Origin of the sequence: Janthinobacterium pasteuri, from assembly GCF_051380775.1 — a bacterium.
GTDB lineage: Bacteria > Pseudomonadota > Gammaproteobacteria > Burkholderiales > Burkholderiaceae_D > Janthinobacterium.
Map to the genome: position 1 here is coordinate 1 of NZ_JBNYXS010000039.1, position 19,482 is coordinate 19,482.

The 19,482-nt window shown below is 62.5% G+C and carries 20 protein-coding genes and 1 pseudogene; 11 read left to right on the forward strand and 10 right to left on the reverse strand.

What is annotated here, in order from left to right; translation table 11 throughout:
• A pseudogene (locus ACQ4WN_RS25145) lies at nt 1–300 on the forward strand (hypothetical protein); the annotation flags it as partial.
• A gap of 18 nt (nt 301–318) precedes the next feature.
• Here the strand turns inward: ACQ4WN_RS25145 and ACQ4WN_RS25150 are convergent.
• On the reverse strand, nt 319–681 hold the full coding sequence (locus ACQ4WN_RS25150; protein ID WP_436553970.1) for a hypothetical protein: 363 nt from the start codon (nt 679–681) through the stop codon (nt 319–321).
• Nucleotides 682–905: 224 nt separating this feature from the next.
• On the opposite strand from ACQ4WN_RS25150, the gene ACQ4WN_RS25155 reads away from it, so the two are divergent.
• Nucleotides 906–2,402: a sensor domain-containing diguanylate cyclase gene (locus ACQ4WN_RS25155; protein WP_436553971.1), complete on the forward strand. Its 1,497-nt coding sequence runs from the start codon at nt 906–908 to the stop codon at nt 2,400–2,402.
• 1 nt (nt 2,403) lies between these two features.
• On the opposite strand, the gene ACQ4WN_RS25160 is transcribed toward ACQ4WN_RS25155, so the two are convergent.
• From ACQ4WN_RS25160 to ACQ4WN_RS25185, 6 genes are all read right to left on the reverse strand, one after another.
• A complete protein-coding gene (locus tag ACQ4WN_RS25160) occupies nt 2,404–3,231 on the reverse strand; it encodes a Rossmann-like and DUF2520 domain-containing protein (protein WP_436553972.1) in 828 nt (275 codons plus the stop codon).
• 6 nt (nt 3,232–3,237) lie between these two features.
• Entirely contained in the window at nt 3,238–3,825 is a 588-nt protein-coding gene (locus tag ACQ4WN_RS25165) for a DUF924 family protein (RefSeq protein WP_436553973.1), read from the reverse strand.
• Nucleotides 3,826–3,830: 5 nt separating this feature from the next.
• Nucleotides 3,831–4,571 (reverse strand): MgtC/SapB family protein, encoded by a 741-nt coding sequence (locus ACQ4WN_RS25170; protein ID WP_436553974.1) that lies wholly within the window; start codon nt 4,569–4,571, stop codon nt 3,831–3,833.
• Complete coding sequence (locus ACQ4WN_RS25175) at nt 4,572–4,820, reverse strand: hypothetical protein (RefSeq protein ID WP_436553975.1); 249 nt, start codon at nt 4,818–4,820, stop codon at nt 4,572–4,574. It abuts the gene before it with no gap.
• Nucleotides 4,820–6,640: an aminopeptidase P family protein gene (locus ACQ4WN_RS25180; RefSeq protein ID WP_436553976.1), complete on the reverse strand. Its 1,821-nt coding sequence runs from the start codon at nt 6,638–6,640 to the stop codon at nt 4,820–4,822. Before ACQ4WN_RS25180 ends, ACQ4WN_RS25175 begins: the two co-directional genes overlap by 1 nt.
• Nucleotides 6,641–6,721: 81 nt before the next feature.
• On the reverse strand, nt 6,722–7,420 hold the full coding sequence (locus ACQ4WN_RS25185; RefSeq protein WP_436553977.1) for a Crp/Fnr family transcriptional regulator: 699 nt from the start codon (nt 7,418–7,420) through the stop codon (nt 6,722–6,724).
• Nucleotides 7,421–7,599: 179 nt separating this feature from the next.
• Between ACQ4WN_RS25185 and ACQ4WN_RS25190 the strand changes: the two genes are divergently transcribed.
• From ACQ4WN_RS25190 to ACQ4WN_RS25230, 9 genes are all read left to right on the forward strand, one after another.
• Nucleotides 7,600–9,531, forward strand: a complete 1,932-nt coding sequence (locus tag ACQ4WN_RS25190) for an AMP-binding protein (protein WP_436553978.1) — start codon at nt 7,600–7,602, stop codon at nt 9,529–9,531.
• Between the two features lie 14 nt (nt 9,532–9,545).
• Nucleotides 9,546–10,361 (forward strand): ABC transporter ATP-binding protein, encoded by an 816-nt coding sequence (locus ACQ4WN_RS25195; RefSeq protein ID WP_029496076.1) that lies wholly within the window; start codon nt 9,546–9,548, stop codon nt 10,359–10,361.
• 25 nt (nt 10,362–10,386) lie between these two features.
• Complete coding sequence (locus ACQ4WN_RS25200; protein ID WP_193316686.1) at nt 10,387–11,283, forward strand: branched-chain amino acid ABC transporter permease; 897 nt, start codon at nt 10,387–10,389, stop codon at nt 11,281–11,283.
• Between the two features lie 66 nt (nt 11,284–11,349).
• A complete protein-coding gene (locus tag ACQ4WN_RS25205) occupies nt 11,350–12,408 on the forward strand; it encodes a branched-chain amino acid ABC transporter permease (RefSeq protein ID WP_436553979.1) in 1,059 nt (352 codons plus the stop codon).
• A gap of 63 nt (nt 12,409–12,471) precedes the next feature.
• Entirely contained in the window at nt 12,472–13,791 is a 1,320-nt protein-coding gene (locus tag ACQ4WN_RS25210; protein WP_436553980.1) for an ABC transporter substrate-binding protein, read from the forward strand.
• Between the two features lie 67 nt (nt 13,792–13,858).
• On the forward strand, nt 13,859–14,704 hold the full coding sequence (locus tag ACQ4WN_RS25215; protein ID WP_436504854.1) for an ABC transporter ATP-binding protein: 846 nt from the start codon (nt 13,859–13,861) through the stop codon (nt 14,702–14,704).
• Between the two features lie 16 nt (nt 14,705–14,720).
• A complete protein-coding gene (locus ACQ4WN_RS25220) occupies nt 14,721–15,080 on the forward strand; it encodes an MmcQ/YjbR family DNA-binding protein (protein WP_436553981.1) in 360 nt (119 codons plus the stop codon).
• Entirely contained in the window at nt 15,077–16,333 is a 1,257-nt protein-coding gene (locus ACQ4WN_RS25225) for a phenylacetate--CoA ligase family protein (RefSeq protein WP_436553982.1), read from the forward strand. Before ACQ4WN_RS25220 ends, ACQ4WN_RS25225 begins: the two co-directional genes overlap by 4 nt.
• 63 nt (nt 16,334–16,396) lie before the next feature.
• Nucleotides 16,397–16,978, forward strand: a complete 582-nt coding sequence (locus ACQ4WN_RS25230; protein WP_035823544.1) for a hypoxanthine-guanine phosphoribosyltransferase — start codon at nt 16,397–16,399, stop codon at nt 16,976–16,978.
• 64 nt (nt 16,979–17,042) lie between these two features.
• On the opposite strand, the gene ACQ4WN_RS25235 is transcribed toward ACQ4WN_RS25230, so the two are convergent.
• The 3 genes from ACQ4WN_RS25235 to ACQ4WN_RS25245 form a co-directional block, all read right to left on the reverse strand.
• A complete protein-coding gene (locus ACQ4WN_RS25235) occupies nt 17,043–17,996 on the reverse strand; it encodes an NAD(P)H-dependent flavin oxidoreductase (protein ID WP_099761116.1) in 954 nt (317 codons plus the stop codon).
• A gap of 99 nt (nt 17,997–18,095) precedes the next feature.
• Nucleotides 18,096–19,019, reverse strand: coding sequence for an MBL fold metallo-hydrolase (locus ACQ4WN_RS25240; protein WP_436553983.1), 924 nt, complete (start codon nt 19,017–19,019; stop codon nt 18,096–18,098).
• A gap of 8 nt (nt 19,020–19,027) precedes the next feature.
• The gene (locus ACQ4WN_RS25245) at nt 19,028–19,177 is read right to left on the reverse strand and encodes a DUF1289 domain-containing protein (protein ID WP_436553984.1); all 150 of its coding nucleotides are present in this window, start codon (nt 19,175–19,177) and stop codon (nt 19,028–19,030) included.
• Nucleotides 19,178–19,482: the final 305 nt, after the last annotated feature.

Sequence of the window (19,482 nt, forward strand, 5' to 3'; positions counted from 1 at the left end):
GAACTGGGCGATGAAGGTTTTCCACTGGGCTGGCTGCATGGAAGACTCCCGTTTGTCTGCTATGTACCGTCAGACAGCAGGGCCCCAGGAAAATTCTCGGAATTCCCCTACTTATCGAGGACAGAGCCTTTTATTATCGCCACCCACCTGGACGGACAGGCGATGGCGCTGGGCGGCCTGGGGCCGCTATGGGCGATCCATGATGCCGACCGCATCGCGGCCGTGGCGGCACTGCCCCTGGCCCAGCGTTTCGCCAGCTGTCCGTGGGCGCTGTATCACATTGGCGTGGAGGTGGGTTGATACGACTGACAACGCCAATCAGGCGTAGGCTTCGGCCATCGACATCACGCGCGGCGCGATGGTGATGCCGTACTCCTCGAACAGGGCCGTGATAGCTGCCAGGTTATGCGTGCACTCCTCGGTTTTCCAGCCCTTGAAGATATCCGTGCCATCCTTCTGGAAATGCAGATCCAGCACCTTGCCCGTATCCTTGTGCAGGTAGGGCGAACTATAGGTGTTCTCGTAGCCGAGCGCCTTCAATTGTCCCAGCAAGGCGTGCGGTGGATGGTCGGGATCGGTGGCGAGGAAAACGCCAAAGGTCTTGCCCGGTGGTTTGGCGGCGATGTCGACTTCATAAATGCCGGGGGCCTTGCTGACAGACGTACTCTTTAAAAATAACATACAACACTCCCTGCGCGTGGTGCCCTGCGCCGAAAACGGGCGGCAAGACAGGGGCGGTGCGCAATGATTCCCCTCATCAAATCTTATTGCTAATTTGCATCTTTGTCGACAAATCGGCACTTTTATTTGGTAAGTCGTGGTTATCTTGCCGCGTACACCAGCGTAAATTATCAATAAAGCTAGTTATCATTGCACCAATACTCGGCCTGCTGCATACTTTTGGCTTGCGTAAAGATTATCTTCCCGCCTGCCACTTCCTCGTCTCCATGCGCCTTCTGTCGATCAAGTACCGCTTGCTCATCCTCCTGACCCTGATCCTGGGCGCGGGCTTCATGGCCACCAGCCTGGCCAGTTATCTGGCCTCGCGCCAGGCCATCGAGCATGGCATCGCCGACCAGACCTTGCCTTTAACGGGCGACAATATTTATTCCGAAATCCAGAAGGACATGCTGCGCCCCGTCTTCATTTCGTCGCTGATGGCGCACGACACCTTCGTGCGCGACTGGATACTCGCGGGCGAAAACAACCCGGCGCAGATCGTGCGCTACCTGGCCGAAGTCAAGAAGAAATACGGCGCCATCACCAGCTTTCTCGTCTCGGACAAAAGCAGCAAATATTATTACGCGGAAGGCACCCTGAAATCCGTCAGCCCGGAAGCGACGCGCGACATCTGGTACTACCGCGTGCGCGCCATGGACAGCACCGATTATGAAACCAATGTCGACGTGGACATGGCCAACCGCGACAGCATGACCATCTTCATCAACCACCGCGTGGTCGATTACAACGGCCAGTTCATCGGTGCCACCGGCATCGGCCTGACCCTGGCCACCATGAGCCACATCATCGATCGCTACCAGCTACGCTTCCACCGCAACATCTATTTTGTCGACGGCGCCGGCACCCTGGTGCTGGCGGGCAAGACCATGCGCGAGGGTCACGGCAACATCCGCAACTTGCCCGGCGTGAGCAGCATTGCCGACCAGATCATCAACCACCAGAGTACGCCGACGCATCTGTCGTACCAGTTGGACCGAGCGCAAATCCTCGTCAACTCGCGTTTCATTCCCGAACTGGGCTGGTACCTGGTGGTCGAGCAAAATGTCAGCGACGAAGTCAAGTCGCTGCAGCGCGTATTCATCCTGAATCTGGCCATCAGCTTTGGCGTGACCCTGCTGGTACTGGTGCTGACCTTGCTGACGGTGAACCGCTACCAGCGCCGCATCGAACGCATCGCCTCGACGGATGCGCTGACCGGGCTATTGAACCGCCAATCGCTGGAACTGCTGTTCCAGCGCGCCATGCTCTTGTCCAAACGCACGGCGCAACCGATGTCGGCCATCCTGTTCGACATCGATTTCTTCAAGCGCGTCAACGATACCCACGGCCACCTGTGGGGCGACAAGATCATTTGCGGCGTGGCCGACGTGGCGCGCGCCACGGTGCGCGAAAGCGACGTCATCACGCGCTGGGGCGGCGAGGAATACCTGGTACTGCTGAATAACTGCAACCTGGCCAAAGCACAGGAAGTGGCGGAAAACCTGCGCGCCGCCGTCGAGCGCCACGATTTCGGCCTGCCCGCGCCGCAACTACCCGTGACGATCAGCCTGGGCGTGGCCGAGTACCAAGCCGACGAAAGCGAATCAGCCTTCTTTTCGCGCGCCGACAGCGCGCTGTATCAGGCCAAGCAGCGCGGACGCAACGGCGTGCACGCCGCCTGATTCATCCCCCGCGCTTGCGTCTGGCCAGATCTTGCGTGGGCGCCACCAGCGCCCGGTACAACTCGCCCGTGGCAGCATCCCATTGCTGCACCGCCAGTTGCTGGCGTTGCACGGTGGCATCATCGCCACGTGCGATGGGCCCGGACAGCGCGGGCGCGGCACCAAGGCGGAATACATTGGCCACCGCTTCCGTCACCAGGGGCTGCGCCAGTTCGCGCGCCACCGGCTCGGGAATGCCGGCCGCCTGGTAGGCACGCAAGGCCGCGTCGAGCACCGTCACCAGGTAATTGCTGGCGAAGACGGCAGCGGCGTGATACAAGGTCTTGGCGGCTGGATCGATGGGCACGGGGCGCGCGCCGATGGTGACCAAGGCCGGCGTGAGGAAGGCCAGCGCCAGCGAGTCGCCTTCGACGCCGCAAAACGTGCCGTCAAAGGTGGCGGCCACCTGCTGCGGGTCGGCAAAGCTGCGGATCGGGTGGGCGCTGGCGACAAAAGCACCGGCCTGCGTGGCCGCCAGCAGCACGTTCGAGGCCAGCGCACCGCTGCAGTGAAACACGATGGCGCCTGCCTGGCGTCCTTCGGCCACCAGCGCCGCGCAGGCCGGGCCGATCTGGTCGTCCGCCACGGCCAGCATGGTGACGTCGGCGCGCCGCAAGGCCGCATAGCTGGCGACGGGAGTACCGGCGCCCATGAATGCCACAGCCGCCTGCGCCGATGCCATCGAGCGCGTCAGCACGTCCTGTACGGCGATACCATCCACGCCGGCGAACAAACGGCCCAGCACGCGGCCCACATGGCCGGCGCCGATGATATTCAGGGTGACGTCCATGGCTGCCTAGAAGCTGGAACCGGGCTGGCGCAGGAATTCCACCTCTTCCGGCGTGGAAGGCCGACCGAGCATGGCGTTACGGTGGGGGAAGCGGCCAAAGCGGGCGATCACTTCCTGGTGCCGCTGCGCATAATCGAGCATGCCGTCAAAACCGGGCTGCGCCTGCGACAGCAGCTGGAACAGCTCGACGGCGCGCGCCTGCATGGCCAGGTCTTCCGCGTGTTCGAACGGCAGGTAGGCGAAGGCGCGCAGCATCGGCGGCAGCTGCCGGTCCTGCCCTGCGTCTGTCAAGGCGACGGCCAGCGCCAGCGCCTGGCTATCGCCGGCAAAGGCGCGCGGTGTGCCCCGATATATGTTGCGCGTGAATTGGTCGAGCACGATGAGGCGCGCCAGCGCGCCGTGCGGGGTGGCGTCCCACGCGCGCAAGCCGCCATCGATGGCGGCATCGATCAGCGCGCCGAAACGCGCGCGTATCTGCGCGTCGAAGCCGTCATCCTTGCGGAACCATTCCACGCGCGACTGGCCGTAGTCACGGTTATCCGGCGGCAGGAACCAGAAATCGAGTACGCCTTGGGCCTGTGCATCCATGTCCATCCTTTTCAGTTGCGTGCGTGCGACAGCTGGAAGCCGGCGATGCCGTCGAAGGCGGCCAGTTCGGCCGACATGGCCGACAGGCTGGCGCCCGTGTTCTTGCCATGCGCGATGGCGACAAAGCGCCATTCCTGCATGCCATCGGTGCTGCCGATGGTCAGCGAGCCGCCGGCGATGTCGTAGCCGCGCTTGGCGGCCATGCGCCGCAGCGCATCTTCGCGCGGCACAAACCCTTGCCTGAAGCGCATGGTGATGGCCACTGCGTGGCGCGACGGCAGCCAGTTCTCCAATTTTGACAGAAAAATCATCGCCATCGCGCACAGGAAGGCCAGGCCCATGGCCGACAGATAAAAGCCGATGCCGACCATGATGCCGATCACGGACGAGGCCCAGATCGAGGCAGCCGTCGTCAGGCCGCTGATATTGAAACCCTCGCGCATGATGACGCCGGCGCCCAGAAAGCCCACCCCCGTGACGATACCCTGGATGACGCGCGTGGGGTCGCTGCCAACGATGGCGCCATGGCCTCCGTACCAGAACTCGGGATAGCCGCCCAGCACCGTCAGCGCCGCCGAGGCCATGCAGACCAGGCTGTAGGTGCGCATGCCCGCTGCGCGCCCGTGATACGAGCGTTCATAGCCCACCAGCAAGCCCAGCAGCAGCGCGCCGAGCAGGTTCAGCAGGATCACGCCATTCGTCGCCAGCTCGGCCGGCGACCAGTAGGCGCGCAGGAAGTCGATGGTCGGCATCTAAGTTTTTTTTGTCAGCTGCTTTTCAAACGCCACATCGAGCTTGCTGACGCGGCGCGCCTTTTGCGGTCCCAGGCCATTGACGAAGGCGACAAAGGCGTCCAGTTCCAGCGGCGGGCACAGGGGCGGCAAGCCCGGGCCTTCGGTCAGGAAAAACAGTTCATCGCCCGTGCGCGCCATCGTGTAAAGGCGCTGGCCGGTGCGTTCCTTGAGTCGCTCGATGGCGGAGGTGGCGCGGGTCGAACGCATCAGATGGCTCCCGTGCGCTGTTCCAGCCACGCCAGCGCATCGCCCGCCAGGTGCGGCGCCAGGCGCGCGCGCACGGTGGCGTGATAGTCGTTGAGCCAGGCCGCCTCGTCATCGCGCAACAGCGAGCGCTCGACGCAGCGCGTGTCGATCGGGCACAGGGTCAGGGTTTCAAAACGCAGGAAGTCACCGAACTGCGAGGACGCGGCGGGAACGGCTGGTACATTCAGCACCAGGTTCTCGATGCGGATGCCCCACTGGCCGGGACGGTAGATGCCCGGTTCAATGGAGGTGATCATGCCTGTCTCCATGGCTGTCTGTGGCTCCGGCATGGCGGACTGGGAAATCGATTGCGGGCCTTCATGGACGTTCAGGAAAAAGCCCACGCCGTGGCCTGTGCCATGGCCAAAGTCGATGCCCTCGGCCCACAGCGGTGCGCGGGCAATCGCATCGAGCATGGGCGACTTCACGCCGCGCGGGAACTGCGCGCGCGACAGGGCGATCATGCTGCGCAAGACCAGCGTGAAGTCACGCTTGTGCTCGGCTGTGATCGTGCCGATGGGGACCACGCGCGTGATATCCGTAGTGCCGCCCAGGTACTGGCCGCCCGAATCGATCAGCAGCAAGCCGTCGCCTTCGATGGTCGCCTCCGTGCCCGCATGGGCGTGGTAATGCATGATCGCGCCGTGCGCATTGAAGCCGGCGATGGTGCCGAAGCTGGGGCTGACAAAACCGGTGCGGCGCGCGCGGCATGCCGTCAGGTGTTCGTCGATGCCGATTTCCGTCAAGGACGCGCGCTGCGGATCGGCCAGGGTGATGTCTAACCAGCTGAAGAATTCGCACAGGGCGGCGCCATCCTGCTCCATGGCGGCGCGCACATGCACCGCTTCGCTATCCGCCTTGCGCGACTTGGCCAGGGTGGTCGGATTGATCGCTTCCACCACCGGCACCGATTCAGGCACGGCCTGGCGCGTGCCGAACGTAATGCGGCGCGGGTCCAGCAGCAAGGTAGCGCTGGCAGGCAGGGCGGCCAGCGCGGCACCCGCGCGGTCATACGCGGCCACGTCCACGCCCTGGGCTTCCAGCGTGGCGCGCAGGGCGGTGGGCAGCTTGCCGTCGGCCACGAACAGCGTGGCGCGTTCCGGCCCCACCAAAGCATGCGCGAGGAAGACGGGGTTGTAATTCACGTCAGCGCCGCGCAGGTTGAACAGCCAGGCGATGTCGTCGAGGGTGGAAATGACGTGGTGGCTGGCGCCGTGCACGGCCATGCTGGCGCGCAGGGCCGCCAGTTTTTCCATGCGCGACAGGGCCGGATACGCCGCCGCATGTTCATACACGGGTGCGGCGGGCATGGCAGGACGCTGCGGCCACACGGCTTGCAACAGGTCGGTATCCGTGCGCAGGGTCACCTGCGCACCCAGCGCCTGCTGCAGCAGGCGCGCATTGGCCAGGCCCAGTACGGCGCCGTCGACGGCCACCGTCTGCCCCGGCTGCATGGTCTCGCCCAGCCAGTCGATATACAGCACGCTGGCGCCGGACGGGATTTTTTTCAGGACGATGCCGCTGCCAGCCAGTTCCGTCTCCGCCTGTTCCCAGTAGCGGCCATCGGTCCACACGCCGGCGAAATCCTGCGTCACGACCAGGGTGCCGACCGACCCCGTAAAGCCGGACAGCCACTCACGGCCCTGCCAGCGCGCCGGCAGGTACTCGGACAGATGCGGGTCAGCCGATGGCACGATGCAGGCGTCGATGTCCTGCGCGCGCATGGCGCTGCGCAGTTGCGACAAACGGGAGGCGGGAGTGGATTGGTCAGGTGTCTGCATGGGGCCGAAAAGAGCGGTGCTGGGAAGCGCCTATGATACCGCGATTAGCCCGGCGCTTGCAGACTGTTCGGCGGCGCGGCCTCATTCTGCATCATCGGCTTCATAACGGCGCAAGCCATCGAGGTCCAGCACGCGGATGCCGCCATAATCGAGGCGCAGCAAGCCTTTTTTTTCCAGCACCTGCAGAGCCTGGTTGGCGCGCTGGCGCGAGGATCCCGACAGCAGGCCGATCTCTTCCTGCGACAGCTGCACCAGCGTATCGACCCCAGGGTACAGGTGCGAGTTGAACATCGAGGCCAGGCAGCGCGCCACGCGCGTGTTCAGGTCCAGCAGGCGCTCGTTTTCCACCATGCCGATGAACTGTCCCAGACGCTCGTTGAGCTGCATCAGCAAGAAGCGTGTGAATGGCAGGCTCGTTTCCAGCAGCCAGTGAAAGGTGGCGCCGGGCAGGCGCGCCACGCGCGTGTCGCGCAGGGCCATGGTGTCGTATTTGCGGATTTCATTCTTCAGCAATGAACCTTCGCCGAACCAGCTGCCGGGCGGCACGCCGATGAAGGTCATGGCCTTGCCGGAGGCGGAAAAATTATTCATCTTGACCATGCCGCTGATGACGCCGATCCAGTTGTCCACCGGCTCGCCCTTGCGGCAGACAAAGCCGCCTTTCGGCACGAAAGTCTCAAACACATCCGCCTCGACCCGGGCCATTTGCACGCGATCGAGCAACTGCGCCCAGTTGGCCGCACGCACGGCATCCTTCAGACTGATATCAGGGTAGGTCATTGTGCGATGCACCATCGAAAAGTGGGTAAATGTCCCCGAAAAGACAACTCGGCAAACTAACGCAAGCTACTATCATTGCACAAACGCCTTACACATAAAAACACAGAGCGCCATCCAACGAGGTGGAGCCTGAGACAAGCAACAGGGAGACACTGGTGCAAACGACTACCACAGCAACGATGCCGACTTTTCCGCGGCGCTTATTGCAACACGGGACAGTACGATCCGCCAAGCCCGCATTCCGCGAAAAACATCTGGGCATCTGGCAAACCTGGACCTGGCTTGAGGTCAACGAGGAGGTGCGCGCGCTGGCCTGCGGTCTGGCTGCCATCGGCTTCCAGCGCGGCATGAACCTGGCCATCATCGGCGACAACCGTCCCCGCCTGTACTGGGCCATGCTGGCCGCGCAAAGCCTGGGCGGCGTACCCGTGCCTCTGTACCAGGATGCGCCAGCCGCCGACATGGCCTATGTGCTGCAGGATGCCGAAATCCGCTACGCCATCGTCGAAGACCAGGAGCAGGTCGACAAGCTGCTCGAACTCAAGGCCCTGTATCCGCACATCGCCCACATCGCCTACGACGATGAGCGGGGCATGCGCCATTATCGCCAGCCGGAGCTGATGTCCTTTGCCGCCCTGCAGATGCTCGGCAGGGCCTATGACCGCGAACACCCGGGCTTTTTCGAAGCCGCCGTAGCAGCGGGTGCTGGCCACGACTCGGCCGTCATCCTGTACACCTCGGGCACCACGGGCAAACCGAAGGGCGTGTGCCAGAGCCACACGGCGCTGCTGGCGGCCGGCGAAGGCGGCGTGGCCTTCGACAAGCTCACCGACGACGAAGACATCCTGTCCTACCTGCCCATGGCGTGGGTGGGCGACTGCCTGTTTTCGCTGGCGCAGGCCATGGTGGCCGGCTTTACCGTCAATTGCCCTGAATCGGGCGACACGGTGATGATCGACATGCGCGAAATCGGCCCCACCTGCTACTTTGCGCCGCCGCGCGTTTTCGAGAATATGCTCACCAGCGTGATGATACGCATGGAAGACGCCAGCAGCATCAAGCGCCACATGTTCAGCCATTTCATGGACGTGGCCAAGCGCTGCGGCGCGCAGATTTTGGATGGCAAGCCCGTGTCGCTGGCGGACCGCCTCAGCTACAAGCTGGGCGAACTGCTCGTATACGGCCCCCTGAAAAACGTGCTGGGACTGTCGCGCGTGCGCGTCGCCTATACGGCCGGCGCCGCCATCGGCCCCGACCTGTTCCGCTTCTACCGTTCCATCGGCGTCAACCTCAAGCAGCTGTACGGCTCCACTGAAACCTGCGCCTATGTGTGTCTGCAGCCGGACGGCAATATCAAGTTCGACAGCGTGGGCTTGCCGGCGCCGGGCGTGGAAGTCAAGCTGGCGGCCAATGGCGAAGTGCTGGTCAAGTCGCCCGCCACCATGAGCGGCTATTTCAAGCGTCCCGACGCGACTGCCGAAGTGATCGACGCCGACGGCTACTTTCATACGGGCGACGCGGGGGTGTTCGACAGCGAAGGCCACCTGAAAATCATCGACCGCGCGGCCGATGTCGGCAAGCTGACGTGCGGCGCCATCTTCGCGCCCAACTACATCGAAAACAAGCTCAAGTTCTTCCCTTTCATCAAGGAAGTGGTGGCCTTCGGCCATGCGCGCGACCAGGTGTGCGCCTTTATCAATATCGATATCGAAGCGGTGGGCAACTGGTCGGAGCGGCGCGGCATCGCGTATGCCGGCTACACCGACCTGGCGGCGCGCGCCGAAACCTATGGCTTGATCCGCGACTGCATCGAGCAGGTCAACGCAGAACTGGCGACCGACCCCTTGATGGACCGCACGCAGGTGCACCGCTTCCTGGTGCTGCACAAGGAACTCGACCCGGACGACGACGAGCTGACGCGCACGCGCAAGGTACGCCGCAAATTCATCGCCGAAAAATATGCGGTGCTCATTTCCGCCCTGTATGAAGGCAAGGCAACGCAATACATCGAGACCCAGGTGAAATTCGAGGATGGCCGCACCGGTTCGACCAGCGCCGACCTGCAGATCTGGGACAGCAAAACGTATCGGCCCCAGGGCCTGGCCGCATGATGGAGCACAGCACGATGCAAATGAACGAACCCGACGCCCATTTCGGCACGGCCCGCAAGACGGGGCCCGTGATCCTCGACCTGAAGAACATCTCGCTGTCGTTTGGCGGCGTGAAGGCGCTGACCGACATCTCGTTTGACGTGAAGCAGCATGAAATCCGCGCCATCATCGGCCCGAACGGCGCGGGCAAGAGCTCGATGCTGAACGTGATCAATGGCGTGTACCGTCCGCAGCAGGGCGAGATCATCTACCGTGGCGAGCACCGGCGCGGCATGGATTGCTACGCGGCCGCCAAGTCCGGCATCGCGCGCACCTTCCAGAATATCGCCCTGTTCAAGGGCATGACGGTGCTCGATAACATCATGACGGGGCGCAACCTGAAGATGAAGTCGAATTTTCTCTTGCAAGCCCTGTACTGGGGCCCGGCGCGGCGCGAGGAAATCGAGCACCGCAAAAAGGCCGAGGAGATCATCGACTTCCTGGAAATCCAGGCCATCCGCAAGACGCCCGTGGGGCGCCTGCCCTACGGCTTGCAAAAGCGGGTGGAGCTGGGCCGCGCGCTGGTGGCCGAACCGGAAATTTTGCTGCTGGATGAACCGATGGCCGGCATGAACGTGGAAGAAAAGCAGGACATGTGCCGCTTCATCCTCGACGTCAACGACCAGCTGGGCACGACGATTGTGCTGATCGAGCACGACATGGGCGTGGTGATGGATATCTCCGACCGCGTGGTGGTGCTCGACTACGGCAAAAAGATCGGCGACGGCACGCCCGACGAGGTGCGCAGCAATCAGGATGTCATCAACGCATATTTGGGTGTCGCGCACTAGCACCAGACAAGGGATAGCAATGAATATCAATTTTTTCTTTGAAGTGCTGATCGGCGGCCTGCTGTCGGGCGTCATGTACGCGCTGGTGGCGATCGGTTTTGTCCTGATCTACAAGGCCTCGGGTGTGTTCAATTTTGCGCAGGGAGCGATGGTATTTTTCGCCGCCCTCACCTGCGTCGGCATCATGGACAAGTTCGGCCTGTCGCTATGGCTGGCCATCCCGCTGACGATGCTCACCATGATAGCTCTGGGCATGGCGATTGAAAGGGTGGTCTTGCGCCCCCTCGTCAATCAGCCGGAAATCACGCTGTTCATGGCCACCATCGGCCTGACCTTTTTCATCGAAGGCCTGGCGCAGCTGATGTGGGGCTCGCAAGTGCACAAACTGGACCTGCCCATCGAAGACGTGCCAATGCCATTCCTGATGGAGCATTTCAATATCATCATCTCGCAGTTTGACGTGGTGGCGGCCGGCATCTGCGCGCTGCTGGTGATTTGCCTGGCCCTGCTGTTCTCGAAAACCAAGGTGGGCCGCGCCCTGCGCGCCGTCGCCGACGACCACCAGGCGGCGCTGGCGGTCGGCATCCCGCTGCAGCGCATCTGGGCCGTGGTGTGGGGTGTGGCGGGCCTGGTGGCCATGGTGGCCGGCTTGCTGTGGGGCGCGCGCAACGGCGTGCAGTTCGCCCTCACCTTCATCGCCTTGAAAGCGCTGCCGGTGCTGATCCTCGGCGGCTTTACGTCGGTGCCGGGCGCCATCGTCGGTGGCCTGATCATCGGCGCCTCGGAAAAGCTGGCCGAAGTCTACCTCGGCCCCATGGTGGGCGGTGGCATCGAAGGCTGGTTCCCGTATGTGCTGGCCCTGCTGTTCCTGCTGGTGCGCCCGGAAGGCCTGTTCGGCGAGAAAATCATCCGGCGCATCTGACGCCGCACCGCCGCCGCACTATGCACACGACGCACAACGCTACCGCTCCATCGCAAAGGACACGCCATGATTTACCGTGAAGCAGGACAATTCAAGACCAGCTACCAGGCTGACAACCAGATCTTCCCGATCCGCCAGGATCGCCTGGCGCTGACGGCCACGCTGCTCGTCGCCGTCTTCCTCCTGCCGTATTTTGCCTCGCCCTACATGTTGTCGGCGATCCTGATTCCCTTCCTGATCTTCGCGCTGGCGGCACTGGGCCTGAATATCCTGACCGGCTACGCAGGCCAGCTGTCGCTGGGTACGGCCGCCTTCATGGCCGTGGGGGCGTTTGCCTCGTATAACTTCATGGCCCGCCTGCCGGGATTACCGCTGCTGGTGTCGTTCATCCTGGGCGGCCTGTGTGCGGCCATGGTGGGCATCGCCTTCGGCCTGCCCTCCCTGCGCATCCGCGGCTTTTATCTGGCCGCCTCCACGCTGGCGACGCAGTTTTTCGTCGTCTGGTGCCTGACCAAGATCCCGTACCTGACCAACTACAGCTCCTCGGGCGTGATCACGGTGCAGAAAATGACCATCTTCGGCTACCAGTTCGATACGCCGCAAAGCAAATACCTGCTGGTGCTGGCCATCGTCGCCGGCATGGCGCTGCTGGCCAAGAACATGATCCGCTCGAACGTGGGCCGCTCGTGGATGGCCGTGCGCGACATGGACATGGCGGCCGAGGTGATTGGTTTTCGCCTGATGCGCACCAAGCTGCTGGCTTTCGCCGTCAGCTCGTTTTACTGCGGCGTGGCGGGCGCGCTGTATGCGTATGCCTACCTGGGCACGGTGGAACCGGAAGCGTACAACCTGGACCTGTCCTTCCGCATCCTCTTCATGATCATCATCGGCGGCGTCGGCTCGATTTTAGGTTCCTTCCTCGGCGCGGCCTTTATCGTGCTGCTGCCCGTCTTCCTGAACACCATCGCGCATGGCCTGGCATTGCCCACCAGCGTGGCCTCGAACCTGGAACTGATGGTGTTCGGCGCACTGATCATCTTCTTCCTGATCGTCGAGCCGCACGGCCTGGCCAGGCTGTGGCAGATCGCGAAAGAAAAATTACGCCTCTGGCCTTTCCCGCACTAACGGTTTTACTTCGCAGTCCGATGTCGGTTCACTTGAATACCAAATAAAACAAGAGGAGACACAATGAAACACATCAAATCGCTCATGCTGGCCGCCGCCATCGCCAGTGCCGCACTCACCATGGCCGGCAGCGCCCAGGCGCAGGACAAGGAACAGTACATCGCCCTGCCGTCCTACCGCGTGGGACCGTATGCGGCCGGCGGCTCGGGCTTCTACGGCGGCATCATCGATTACTTCAACCTGGTCAACCAGGCCGGCGGCGTGAATGGCGTCAAGATCAGCTGGGAAGAATGCGAAACCGAATACAACCCGTCGCGCGGCGTGGAATGCTATGAACGCCTGAAAACCAAGCAGGGCGGCGCCACTCTGGTCGAGACCCTGTCCACGGGCGTCGCCTACGGTATCCTGGACCGCGTGGCGCAAGACAAGATCCCCATGACGATGATCGGCTACGGCCGCTCGGATGCCGCCAACGGCAAGGTCTTCCCCTACGTCTATCCGCTGATCTCCAGCTACTGGAGCCAGGCCGCCGCCATGATCAAGTACCTGGGCGACAAGGACGGCGGCATGGACAAGCTGAAAGGCAAAAAGATCGTCCACCTGTACCACGATTCGGCCTTCGGCAAGGAGCCTCTGCCCGTGCTGGAAGCGCTGTCGAAACAGTATGGCTTCGAACTGGTGAAAATTCCCGTCGCGCCGCCAGGCAGCGAACAGCAATCGCAATGGCTGCAAATCCGCCAGGCCAAGCCGGACCACGTGATCCTGTGGGGCTGGGGCGTGATGAACTCCGTTGCCATCAAGACGGCGCAGCGCAACGGCTTCCCGCGCGACAAAATGCTGGGCGTCTGGTGGGCCGGCTCCGAGGAAGACACGATTCCATCGGGCGACGCGGCCAAGGGCTACACGGCGATGACGTTCAATACGCCAGGCAACTACCCCGTGCTCGACGACATCCGCAAGAAACTCTACGCGTCCGGCAAGGGCAACCTGTCCGACCAGTCGCGCGTCGGCTCCGTCTACCACATGCGCGGCGTCACGGCCGGCATCCTGTGGGTGGAAGCAATCCGCGTGGCGCAGGAAAAATTCGGCAAGGGCAAGCCTGTCACGGGCGAGCAGATGCGCTGGGGCCTGGAAAACCTGAACGTCGACGACGCGCGCCAGAAGGCCGTCGGCGCGCTGGGCATGTTCCCCACCGTGAAAACCAGCTGCGATGACCATGAAGGTTCGGGCGCCGTGAAAGTACAGCAGTGGGATGGCAAGAAATGGACCGCCATCACGCCGAAATGGATCGTCGGCGACAAGGCCCTGGTGCGCAAGCTGGTCGAGGAATCGTCTGGCAAGTACGCCGAAGAGAAAAAGATCACGCCGGCGTGCATGAAGTAATGCCGTAGGCGAGAGGAACCGGACCGGCCACCGCCGGTCCCGTGTTTAACATTTTAAAGAAGCAGCCATGACCCACACTGCCACGCAATCCCCGATCAAGGCGGAAACGCCACCGCCCTACCTGTCGGTGAACAATATCGAAGTCATCTACGACCACGTGATCCTGGTCCTGAAGGGCGTGTCGTTGCAAGTGCCGCAAGGCAAGATCGTGGCGCTCCTGGGCGCCAACGGCGCCGGCAAGTCAACCACCCTGAAAACCATCTCGACCCTGCTGCGCGGCGAGCGCGGCGACGTCACCAAAGGAGAAGTCCAGTTCAAGGGCGAGCGCGTGGATCAATTGACGCCGAATGAACTGGTGAAACGGGGCCTGTCGCAAGTGATGGAAGGACGCCACTGTTTCGGCCACCTCACCATCGAGGAAAACCTCCTGACGGGCGCCTACACGCGCAGCCTGTCGCGCGGCGAGTTGAAAGACGCGCTGGAAAAGGTCTACCACTACTTTCCGCGCCTGAAAACGCGGCGCAGCAGCCAGGCCGGCTATACCTCGGGCGGCGAGCAGCAGATGTGCGCCATCGGCCGCGCGCTGATGGCCAAGCCCTCGATGATTTTATTGGATGAACCCTCGATGGGCATCGCGCCGCAGATCGTCGAAGAGATCTTTGGCATCGTCAAGGATTTGAACCACAAGGAAAACGTGTCTTTCCTGCTGGCCGAACAGAACACCAACGTGGCACTGCGCTACGCCGACTTCGGCTACATCCTGGAAAACGGCCGCGTCGTGATGGAAGGGCAAGCCCAGGAACTGGCCAGCAACGAAGACGTCAAAGAGTTTTATCTGGGCGTGTCCAGCGCCGGACGCAAGAGCTTCCGCGACATGAAGTTCTACCGCCGCCGCAAGCGCTGGCTGGCCTGACACGGGAGCGGCCGTCATGGACCTGGAACGCGCCAGGCAGGTGTGCCGCGCCTTTCCCGGCGCGACAGAAGACATCAAATGGACGAACGTGCTGGCGTTTTGCGTCGGTGGCCGGCTGTTCGCGCTGTGCGGCGCAGAAGCACACAGCACGCGCGGCATGAGCTTCAAGGTCGATGCGGAACGCTTCCTGGAATTGACGGACCGCCCCGGTTTTCGCCCGGCGCCCTACCTGGCGCGGGCCAAGTGGGTGCATATCGCCAGCCCCGACGCGCTGGACGACGACGAAATGGCCACCCTGCTGCAGCGCTCATACAGCCTGATTTTTGCGGGGCTGACGAAAAAAATGCAACGTGACATTGGAGAATCAGCAACATGACCGATACGCTCGACAGTCTGGAAGCACGCGCCCCCGAAGCGCGCGAACGCGAATTGATGGACGGCCTGCCGCAGCTGATCGCGCGCGCGCAAAAGGCGCCGGGCTGGGCCCGCATCCTCGACGGCGTCAACGCGGCCGACATCACCAGCCGCGCCGCGCTGGCGCAGCTGCCCGTGACGCGCAAGTCCGACCTCAAGCAGTTGCAGCACGATGCCTTGCCGTTCGGCGGCTTGAATACGACGCCGAAAAACGCCATGGCACGCGTGTATGTCTCGCCCGGGCCCATCTTCGATCCGGAAGGCCGCGGCCCGGACTGGTGGCGCTTCGCTCGGCCCATGTATGCGGCCGGCGTGCGCGCCGGCGGCCTGCTGCAGAACTGTTTTTCGTATCATTTCACGCCGGCCGCCTTCATGGTCGAAGGGGGCGCCGCACGCATCGGCTGTACCGTCATCCCGGCCGGCATCGGCCAGACGGAAATGCAGGTGCAGGCGATGGTCGACCTGAAGCCGGACACCTACATCGGCACGCCGTCATTCCTGAAACTGATCATCGAAAAGGCGCGCGAGATGGGCGCCGACATCAGCAGCGTCACCAAGGCCCTGATGGGCGCGGAAGCCTTGCCCGAATCCTTGCGCAGCTGGTTTGCCGAGAATGGCGTGCCGCACGTGTTCCAGACCTATGCCTCGGCCGATATCGGCAGCATCGCCTATGAAACGGCCAGCAATGGCAAGCGCAATCCGGGCATGGTCGTTGATGAAAACGTGCTGCTCGAAATCGTCCATCCGGGCAGCGGCATTCCCGTCGCACCGGGTGAAGTGGGCGAAGTCGTCGTCACCGTCTTCAATGACGACTACCCGCTGATCCGCTTCGCCACGGGCGATCTGTCCGCCGTGCTGGTCGATACGCCAGACTCACCGTGCGGGCGCACGAATACGCGTATCAAAGGCTGGATGGGACGCGCGGATCAAACCACCAAGGTGCGCGCCATGTTCGTGCATCCGTCGCAGGTGCATGAAATCGCGCGCCGCCATCCGCAAATCAAAAAGGCGCGGCTGGTGGTGTCAGGCCGCATGGCCAACGACGAGATGGCTTTGCATTGCGAAGTCGACGATCCGCTTGACGCCAGCGACGTGGAAGCCATCATCGGCTCGATCCGCGAACTGACCAAGCTGCGCGGCGACGTGGTGCTGGTGGCCGTGGGCAGTCTGGCGCAGGACGGCAAGATCATCGACGATATGCGCGATTACAAATAAGGCGAAATTGCGGGATAATACCGGCATTGACCATCAGCCCTACTCATCGCCATGCAAGAGTCCATGCAAGAATTTCATCACAACCGTGCCCGTGATCTGATCAAGAACGCGGAACTGCTGTTCGACCAAGATACCGTGCAGGCGTCGATCACGCGCATGGCCGATGTACTCAACACGCGCTTCAACGCCGAGGACTCGAAAGAGTTCCCGCTGGTGCTGGGCGTGATGGGCGGCGCCGTCGTCTTTACGGGCAACCTGCTGCCGCAACTGAGCTTCCCGCTCGAATTCGACTACATCCATGTGAGCCGCTACGGCGACGACGACAAGGGTGGCGAAGTGGTGTGGAAAGTCATCCCACGTTCGAACGTGGCGGGCCGCACCGTCATCGTGCTCGACGATATTCTCGACGAAGGCGAAACCCTGGCGCACGTCAAGCAGCGCTTGCTGGACATGGGCGCCTCGGAAGTGATCCTGGCCGTGTTTGCCGACAAAGCCATTGGCAAGAAAAAACCCGTGCAGGCGGACATCGTCGGCCTGGTGATCCCGAACCGCTTCGTCGTCGGCTTCGGCATGGATGCATACGGCTACTGGCGCAACCTGCCAGGCCTGTGGGCCATCAAGCCCGAGGATTTGAAGCAGGAATAAGCCATCTTGCAAGATGGCTTATTCCGGGGTCAGACCCGCCGGGTCTGACCCCAGCCTTCACGTTTTACAGCTTCAGCCGCGCGCGCGCCGCATCGTATTCAGCCTTCAGGCGCGCCACCATCTCTTCTACGCTCGGCACATCATCCATCAAGCCCACGCCCTGGCCAGCGCCCCAGATGTCGCGCCAGGCCTTGGCGCTGCCGGAGCCAAAATTCATCGAACTCTTGTCCGCTTCGGGCAAGGCTTCCGGATCGAGTCCGGCCGCGACGATCGATTTTTTCAGGTAATTGCCGTGCACGCCCGTAAACAGGTTCGTGTAGACGATGTCCGAGGCTGCGGATTCGACGATGGCGTCGCGGTAGCCATCGCTGACGTTCGATTCCTTGGTCGCCAGCCAGCGCGAGCCGATGTAGGCAAAGTCGGCGCCCATGGCTTGCGCGGCCAGCACGGCGTCGCCCGTGGCGATGGAGCCCGACAGCGCCAGCGGACCGTCAAAGAATTTGCGCACTTCGCCCACCAGCGCGAACGGCGACAGGGTGCCAGCATGGCCGCCAGCGCCGCTGGCCACCAGGATCAAGCCGTCGACACCCGCCTCCAGCGCCTTTTTCGCGTGGCGGATCGAGATCACGTCATGCAACACGATACCGCCATAGCTGTGGATGGCGTCGAGCATTTCCTTGGGCGGCGCGCGCAGCGAGGAAATGATGATGGGAATCCGGTGTTTCACGCACACTTCCACGTCATGCGCCAGGCGGTCGTTCGACTGGTGCACGATCTGGTTGACGGCGATCGGCCCCACTTTCTTGTCCGGATTGGCGGCCTGGAAGGCGGCCAGCTCGGCCTGCAGCTCGGTGAGCCAGGTGTCGAGCAATTCGGCGGGACGCGCATTCAGGGCCGGGAAGGAACCGACGATGCCGGCCTTGCACTGCGCCGCGACGAGGGCCGGGCCGCTGGCGATGAACATCGGCGAGGCGATAACGGGTAAGGAAAGGTTTTGCAACGCAACAGGCAATGCCATGGCGGACTCGCTGGAAAGTTGATCGGGATGAGAGACACACTGAACGTTGATTATAGTGCAAAAAAAGTACGGTCGTGCTGAATTTATCACCTGGCCGTTTCAGCCCTCGTTAAGCAAGTACTCACCCTCGACCCGTGCCGCTGTCGCCCTCACCAGTTGCGCAACGGCCCACTCGGCCAGCGCGGCCGCCTCCTGGTGCAGGAAGCGCCGGTTGGCCTCTTCGAAGATGGGCATGCCGCGCAACAGGGCTGGTATTGCGGCGATGGCGATGCGCTGACGCTCCAGCAGCAAAAATTTCAGCAGCACCTTGACGGCATTCTGCGCATTGCGCACGGGGTCGGACGACAGGTAGTCGAGACGCGAATAAGCGCGCTGCAGGGCGCCGGCGGTGTCCTGGAACGGTCGTCCGTGGCCGGGAATGACCACGCGCACGTCGAGGCTGGCGATCAGGTCCAGCGTGGCGCGCGCTTCAAGAAAGCCGGAGCCGCCATCGAGTTCGGGGAAGATCACGCCAAAGCCGTTTTCCCACAGGGCGTCGGCGGAGATCAGGATGCCCTCGTCGGCGCAGTAAAAAATCAGCGAGTGCGGATCGTGACCGGGTGCGCCCAGTGCCTGCCAGCGCAGGTCGGCCAGGGTCAAGGTGTCGCCGGGAGAGACGGTGGCGTCAAAGCCGAAGCGCGGGCATTGCTGACCCGTGGCCTGGAAACTCAGGGCATCGACATCCCACGCTCGCACCTTCTCCGCTTCCGACACGGGAATGGCCGTCTGGCAGCCATATTCGGCTTGCAGCAGCGCGTTGCCGCCGCAATGGTCGGAGTGCAGATGGGTGTTGAACAAGCGGTCCAGCGGTCGCCCTTGCAAGCTATGGCGCAGCAGGGCCAGTGTTTGCGGCGCATGCGTGACATAGCCGCTGTCGATCAGGGCCGTGTCATCGTTGCCCTTGAACAGGATGTTATTCGACGACAGCCAGCCGCGTTCGAACACCTGAATGGCATCGGGGAACAGCGCTGGCGATCGCGGCATGGGCTTCCTCAGTAATCGGACTCGAAGTCGAGCAAAGATTCGCGTCCCGGCAATTCGGCCCATACGGCGCGCTTGAAGTCGTCGTCGGCCTTGCTCCAGGCGATGATCTCGTCGAGCGTACGCAAGCAGCCTTCGCACAAGCCACTGTTGCGGTTCATTTTACACAGGCTGACACAGGGCGACGGCACCGGTGACGGCAAAGGGGGCGGAACGGCTGGCGGAGGTGGGGTAGCGACCATCATGGAGCGGCATCGTTAAACGTGAAGGCTTGCATTATGCCGCGAAACCGTGCCGGCGAGGCGATGGCGTCGGCATGCAATGCTCCTTTGAATATATTTTCAAGCGAAATAATGATCAAAAAGGCATACGCTGCACATTTATTTTAAGCCTTGTTTTCACTCTGCGGGGATCCGTCCTAAAACACGATCAGGCCAGATCCTGCTTGACTTGAGATATTTCACAA

What these genes read in the sequence shown, in the direction of transcription:
- ACQ4WN_RS25230 (WP_035823544.1), top strand. Translation starts at nt 16,397, where the DNA reads ATGCAAGAATTTCATCACAACCGTGCCCGTGATCTGATCAAGAACGCG.
- ACQ4WN_RS25170 (WP_436553974.1), bottom strand. Translation starts at nt 4,571, where the DNA reads ATGCCGACCATCGACTTCCTGCGCGCCTACTGGTCGCCGGCCGAGCTG.
- ACQ4WN_RS25215 (WP_436504854.1), top strand. Translation starts at nt 13,859, where the DNA reads ATGACCCACACTGCCACGCAATCCCCGATCAAGGCGGAAACGCCACCG.
- ACQ4WN_RS25165 (WP_436553973.1), bottom strand. Translation starts at nt 3,825, where the DNA reads ATGGACATGGATGCACAGGCCCAAGGCGTACTCGATTTCTGGTTCCTG.
- ACQ4WN_RS25205 (WP_436553979.1), top strand. Translation starts at nt 11,350, where the DNA reads ATGATTTACCGTGAAGCAGGACAATTCAAGACCAGCTACCAGGCTGAC.
- ACQ4WN_RS25225 (WP_436553982.1), top strand. Translation starts at nt 15,077, where the DNA reads ATGACCGATACGCTCGACAGTCTGGAAGCACGCGCCCCCGAAGCGCGC.
- ACQ4WN_RS25150 (WP_436553970.1), bottom strand. Translation starts at nt 681, where the DNA reads ATGTTATTTTTAAAGAGTACGTCTGTCAGCAAGGCCCCCGGCATTTAT.
- ACQ4WN_RS25195 (WP_029496076.1), top strand. Translation starts at nt 9,546, where the DNA reads ATGCAAATGAACGAACCCGACGCCCATTTCGGCACGGCCCGCAAGACG.
- ACQ4WN_RS25180 (WP_436553976.1), bottom strand. Translation starts at nt 6,640, where the DNA reads ATGCAGACACCTGACCAATCCACTCCCGCCTCCCGTTTGTCGCAACTG.
- ACQ4WN_RS25185 (WP_436553977.1), bottom strand. Translation starts at nt 7,420, where the DNA reads ATGACCTACCCTGATATCAGTCTGAAGGATGCCGTGCGTGCGGCCAAC.
- ACQ4WN_RS25190 (WP_436553978.1), top strand. Translation starts at nt 7,600, where the DNA reads ATGCCGACTTTTCCGCGGCGCTTATTGCAACACGGGACAGTACGATCC.
- ACQ4WN_RS25235 (WP_099761116.1), bottom strand. Translation starts at nt 17,996, where the DNA reads ATGGCATTGCCTGTTGCGTTGCAAAACCTTTCCTTACCCGTTATCGCC.
- ACQ4WN_RS25220 (WP_436553981.1), top strand. Translation starts at nt 14,721, where the DNA reads ATGGACCTGGAACGCGCCAGGCAGGTGTGCCGCGCCTTTCCCGGCGCG.
- ACQ4WN_RS25240 (WP_436553983.1), bottom strand. Translation starts at nt 19,019, where the DNA reads ATGCCGCGATCGCCAGCGCTGTTCCCCGATGCCATTCAGGTGTTCGAA.
- ACQ4WN_RS25175 (WP_436553975.1), bottom strand. Translation starts at nt 4,820, where the DNA reads ATGCGTTCGACCCGCGCCACCTCCGCCATCGAGCGACTCAAGGAACGC.
- ACQ4WN_RS25210 (WP_436553980.1), top strand. Translation starts at nt 12,472, where the DNA reads ATGAAACACATCAAATCGCTCATGCTGGCCGCCGCCATCGCCAGTGCC.
- ACQ4WN_RS25245 (WP_436553984.1), bottom strand. Translation starts at nt 19,177, where the DNA reads ATGAACCGCAACAGTGGCTTGTGCGAAGGCTGCTTGCGTACGCTCGAC.
- ACQ4WN_RS25160 (WP_436553972.1), bottom strand. Translation starts at nt 3,231, where the DNA reads ATGGACGTCACCCTGAATATCATCGGCGCCGGCCATGTGGGCCGCGTG.